The organism is Calothrix rhizosoleniae SC01, assembly GCF_900185595.1.
GTDB lineage: Bacteria > Cyanobacteriota > Cyanobacteriia > Cyanobacteriales > Nostocaceae > Calothrix_A > Calothrix_A rhizosoleniae.
The window spans coordinates 1-5,363 of record NZ_FYBH01000162.1 but is presented as its reverse complement, the minus strand read 5'-3'; the positions used below and the strand labels follow the sequence as shown (position 1 = coordinate 5,363).

Below are 5,363 nucleotides of genomic sequence, written 5' to 3'. Positions count from 1 at the left end.
TTGTTGATTTGAAATATAAAATTAAACCTTCGGCTCCGCTCAGTTTTCACATCGAGCGGAGTCAAAATGTCAAAAAAAGAGGTATTTATAACTCTTACTCTCATGAACCTTCCCATGAGATGAATTCATATTCTGATTCACCAACACCTATCTAGGGTCTGCTGAATAACTGAAAAATGTTGATTTATCAATGCTTTGAGGCTATTTTATTGGTAAATAAGTGCAAGGAAATTAGGATTTTAAACCTAAAATCCTTGCATCTGTTATTTTTTCTGGCAAAAAGAATAGAAATAAAGAGGCTGGAACTACTCCCTACTCCCTACTCCCTACTCCCTACCCCCACCAAAAGACTTTTTCAGCAAGCCCTATCTACATTAATAGGGAGGATAGCCAAAATCATCTTCATCAGCATAGATATAAGAACTGGATACGGTTGCTGGGACTTTCGGCGTATCTATCTTAATACTCTCCTTGCCAAAATCCTTATATTCTTCAAAATACTTAGAGATGATTTCGGACTCAGGGGAATCAGAAGCAATCATATATTCTGTCAGTGTCCCAGCAGTAGGATGCTGATAATCAACAGTGGAAGCCACCAATACTATATTAGGGTCAATTCCCCGTTCTTCACATTCAATGATGGGGCAAAAAATGCCGTGGGCGTGGAATAATGGGCCTTTTGGGGTGACAGCTTGTCGGCGATATCCGGCATAAGCCTTTTCTAATTCACCCATAAATCCACTAATTATCCTTCCCTGTTGATATTCGCAGTAACCCTTGCTAAAACTTGCTCCTGCGGCACCATTGACGGTTAATTGTAAAGGTAAATCATGCAAAAATTTCTTATTATTACCAACTAAAAAAATCAAGTACCGAGTAAAGGTTTTAAATTTTAGTTTGTCTGCTAAAAAAGCATCATAATTATCTCTGAGGGTGCCTAATTTGAGTCCTGTTTCCCGATCTTTAACAGAAAGTGGCCCCCTACGCACGATCGCTATTTTGGGAGTGGTGGTAATATAAACTGTCTCCACACCTGAACTAAATGCATGATCCACCTGCTGCCAATTTTCATCGGGTTGAAACCCAACAGCATGGGCATTATCTAGTTTAATGGCTAAACCATAGGACTGGATGCCATCATCTCCGTAACGGGGATTAATCATTTGACACCAGGGAATAACCTGAGAAGGTGGTGCATTGAACTTCTCATCCTCAAAGTCGAATTTTGCAGATGCTTTCATCTTTAAATTGGGCGAACAAAGGTGTTGTGCAGATTAAGTTGATTTGGTGTGAAGACAAAAAATCACCAATTAATCCATTTTTACCATTGTTCCGAGTCAGACTAAAGCTTTTGCAGTAGATTGTAACAAGAAGATTTGTTGAATCTGAGTCTAATTGCGTAAAGCTCGAATGAATCGCTGTAAACCTCGAAACACACTAGGCTTATTGGCTGGTTGTTCTGAGTCTGATGTTGTTGTTTGTCTTTGAGAAGCTAAAATTGCATCTATCTCATCACCAGATGGCTTTCTAGGTAATTCAGCAATTTTTTCATATTCCCCATCTTTTGCTTGCCATATTTCCCATAATCCAGGATAGGAGCGCATAACAGCAGCTTCGTCAAAGATGGGACGTAAATAGTAAATAGATTCAATGGTGCTGATAAAGCGATCGCGGGTTTGTCTGGCTGCATAACCAATACCTACGACTCCAGAATCTTCCAAACGGGGATTTAAAATCACTAAGGGGCGTGGGTCTATTATTTCACACAGCTTTTCTAGTTGGTTAACTTCCACAGAGGTAGGGGTAATAAATAAAAATATTTCATCCTCTGGTTGAATTTTCGAGGCGGCGGAGGAACCTCTACCTGTACCAATGTCCTCAATTTTAAACTCTATATCTGCCCAGTCACGACGGGCAAGACCAGCAGCACCAGCATCAGCAAAAAATACTTTGAGTTTGTCCCCATATTCCTGAAAGAATGGCAAAAATTGCTCTGCTAGGGGCATTAGCTTCAGTTCTGGAAACAGTAACTCAACTTGTAATTTAGTTTGTCCATCAGCCAAGGCTGCTTGTATGGCTGCACCTGCTTGGGCGATGGCATCTTCAAGGCTATTGGGAAGTTCACTCATATTAAAGGTGTTTTAAAAATGATGTAATCCAGCACCAATTAACATACATTATCTGGCGATATTCATAAAGCTGGGGTCAGTCAGAGGCAGGGTGCAGGGAGCAGAGGGCAGGGAGCAGGGGGCAGGGGGAAACTCCATACATGAATGTAGAGAGCAATTAACTGACAGCAGATAATTCCATTGGTTGGAGACGTTCTAAGATTTGACTAAGTGCGATCGCTACCCAATCAATATCTGCTGACTGGGTATAACGTCCTAGGGTCATCCGGACTGCACCCAAGGCTGGTTTGTCTTCATATCCCATTGCTAACAGTACTCGGCTGGGGCTAAGTTTACCACTACTACAAGCAGCCCCAGCACTGATGCCAATACCAGCTAAATTCATCTGTCTGACTACAGTTCTACCATTGAGGAGTTCCCCATTCGCATTTTGGAGGCAAAAACTCACATGGTGGGGTAAACGTTGAATTAAGTCCCCTGTAGGAATGAGATCGGGAGTATCAGCTAATCTGGCAAACAAGCGATCGCGTAGTTCAATTAATCGGGGTGTTTCTGCGGGCATTTCTTGTAATGCCAATTCTGCTGCTATGCCAAACCCGGCAATAATTGATATTGGTTGGGTTCCAGAGCGCAAACCCATTTCTTGCCCACCACCACCCATCAAAGGTAATAACTCTACTCCAGGACGCACATATAAGGCTCCTACTCCTTGGGGGCCATATATCTTGTGGCTAGAAATACTCAGTAAGTCTACGTTCAGGCTTTGTACATCAATCGGTAAACGTCCCGCCGCTTGTACTGCATCTGTATGGAACAATACTCCCGCCCTACGGGCAATATTTGCTAGTTCTTCGATGGGTTGGACAGTTCCCACTTCACTTTGCCCATAAATTACCGATACCAACACGGTGTTATTTTGCAAACCAGCTTGTAAGTCTAGGGGATTCACCCTACCTTTAGAATCTACTGGTAAACGAGTTACTTGCCATCCCCACTGTTCCAACAATTTGACTGGTTCGGCAACTGCTGAGTGTTCAACCCCAGAAATAATTAGATGTTGAGGACTAGAATACTGGCGAACAACCCCCATAATTGCTAAATTATTTGACTCCGTACCCCCAGAGGTAAAAACTATTGATTCTGAAGTGGGGGCATTAATTAATTCTCCCACTTGCATTCTAGCTGTTTCCAAAACCGTAGCAGCCCTTTGTCCCCACATATGCAAACTAGAAGGATTTCCCCATTCTTGGGTAAGCACAGCTTGCATGGTAGCGATCGCTTCTGGGCTAGTCGGAGTAGTGGCGCTGTAGTCTAGGTAAATTTGCATTGCTGAATTGTATTTTTGAACGGGAACCATAGCTTTGTCCACCCCAAATCCATTTTTAGTAGACTAAAGTGAAGATTTTTCCCCACCAATGGCGTTGGCGAGCTATTGTTTTACTGGCACTGACTATGACTGCCTGTCAAAGAGTCAAATTTGGCGATCGCCAAGAAGAACTTGTAGAATCTTTACCACAAGATCCCTTAGTTCAAGTTTACTTTAATCATTCCCCATCTTCTCAATATTTCGAGCCTTATCGCCAGCTAACTCGCCAGGGAGAGAATTTAGAAGCACAAATTGTTACAACTATTGCTCAAGCTAAATCCACAGTTGACATAGCAGTGCAAGAACTACGCTTACCTAAGGTAGCTCAAGCCATAGCCAAAAAGCATCAACAAGGGGTAAAGGTTAGGTTAATTTTAGAAAATACCTATAGCCGTCCTTGGAGTAGTTTCACCCCGGAAGAAGTTAGTAATTTTACTCCCAGACAACGGAGAAGATATACAGATTTTCGGAAATTTTTAGATATAGATGCAGATAATCAACTCAGTCCTCAAGAGATTAATCAAAGGGATGCTTTAGTAATATTAAATAATGCTCAAGTTCCCATAATTGATGATAAGGAAGATGGTTCTCTGGGTAGTGGCTTAATGCATCATAAATTTGTGGTTGTTGATCAGCGCTTTGTCATTATTACTTCGGCAAATTTTACTTTGAGTGGGATTCATGGAGATTTCAATAAACCCAATAGTTTAGGTAATACTAATAATTTATTAAAGATTGATAGTCCGGAATTAGCATCAATCATCACACAAGAATTTAATATTATGTGGGGAGATGGCCCCGGTGGTAAAAATAATAGTAAATTTGGAACTCATAAGCCAGTTAGAGAACCGCAAAAAGTCGATTTGGGTAATAGTAAACTGACTGTGGCTTTTTCTCCTCATTCTCCTAAACAAGTTTGGAGTCGTACTACTAATGGTTTAATTGGCAAACAATTAGAGAATGCCAGCAAATCTGTGGATATGGCATTATTTGTATTTTCGGAACAACGTCTGGCCAATATATTAGAAAATCGTCATCAACAAGGGATTAAAGTTAGAACTTTAATTGACCCTGGATTTGCTTATCGTCCTTACAGTGAAGGGATGGATATGATGGGGGTTGCTCTGAGTAATAAATGTAAATATGAACTTGATAATCGCCCGTGGAAAAATCCAATTACCACCGTTGGTACACCTTTATTAGCTAAAGGGGATTTACTACATCATAAGTTTGCCATTGTAGATCAAAAAATTGTTATTACTGGTTCCCACAACTGGTCTAATATCGCCAATCATAATAACGATGAAACCCTATTAATCATTGAAAATCCTGTAGTTGCTGCCCATTATCAACGGGAATGGGAACGTCTATATACAGATGCCCAATTAGGTGTACCAGCAAAAGTTCAACAAAAAATTAAACTACAAATACAACAATGTCCCCAAATATTATCTCCATCATCTTTTGTCCAAAAACAGATAAAAAAGGTGAACATTAATACTGCTAATTTATCAGAGTTAGATACCTTGCCAGGGGTAGGTAAAAAATTGGCACAAAGAATAATTAAAACCAGACAGCAAAAACCCTTTACATCTTTAGAGGATTTAGAAAGAGTTCCGGGAATCGGTCGTAAAATGAGTCAAAAATTGAGCGATCGCGTCACTTGGTAAGATGAGTGAACTAATGAAAATAAAATGTAACAATATCTTGACTGGATAATTAAAGTTTGGTTGCTATGCTAAAAAGACACAAATAATTTACATTTAACGGATGATTGAGGCAATCAATCTCACTAAAGAGTACAACAATTTAGCCGTAGTTGATCGCGTCTCCTTTCAAGTTAAAGAAGGAGACACCCTAGTACACCT

At 40.4% G+C, this 5,363-nt stretch carries 4 protein-coding genes; 1 reads left to right on the top strand and 3 read right to left on the bottom strand.

Translation table 11 applies throughout. The features are described from left to right. Positions 1-374 precede the first annotated feature (374 nt). From CALSC_RS09805 to CALSC_RS09795, 3 genes are all read right to left on the bottom strand, one after another. Positions 375-1,241 (bottom strand): DUF5895 domain-containing protein, encoded by an 867-nt coding sequence (locus CALSC_RS09805; RefSeq protein ID WP_088241170.1) that lies wholly within the window; start codon positions 1,239-1,241, stop codon positions 375-377. Between the two features lie 150 nt (positions 1,242-1,391). Continuing rightward, on the bottom strand, positions 1,392-2,129 hold the full coding sequence (locus CALSC_RS09800; protein ID WP_088241169.1) for a DUF1995 family protein: 738 nt from the start codon (positions 2,127-2,129) through the stop codon (positions 1,392-1,394). Between the two features lie 157 nt (positions 2,130-2,286). Beyond that, positions 2,287-3,456, bottom strand: a complete 1,170-nt coding sequence (locus tag CALSC_RS09795; RefSeq protein WP_088241172.1) for a cysteine desulfurase family protein — start codon at positions 3,454-3,456, stop codon at positions 2,287-2,289. Between the two features lie 68 nt (positions 3,457-3,524). Between CALSC_RS09795 and CALSC_RS09790 the strand changes: the two genes are divergently transcribed. Further along, positions 3,525-5,165, top strand: a complete 1,641-nt coding sequence (locus CALSC_RS09790) for a DUF655 domain-containing protein (RefSeq protein ID WP_407641903.1) — start codon at positions 3,525-3,527, stop codon at positions 5,163-5,165. The last annotated feature ends 198 nt before the right edge of the window (positions 5,166-5,363 follow it).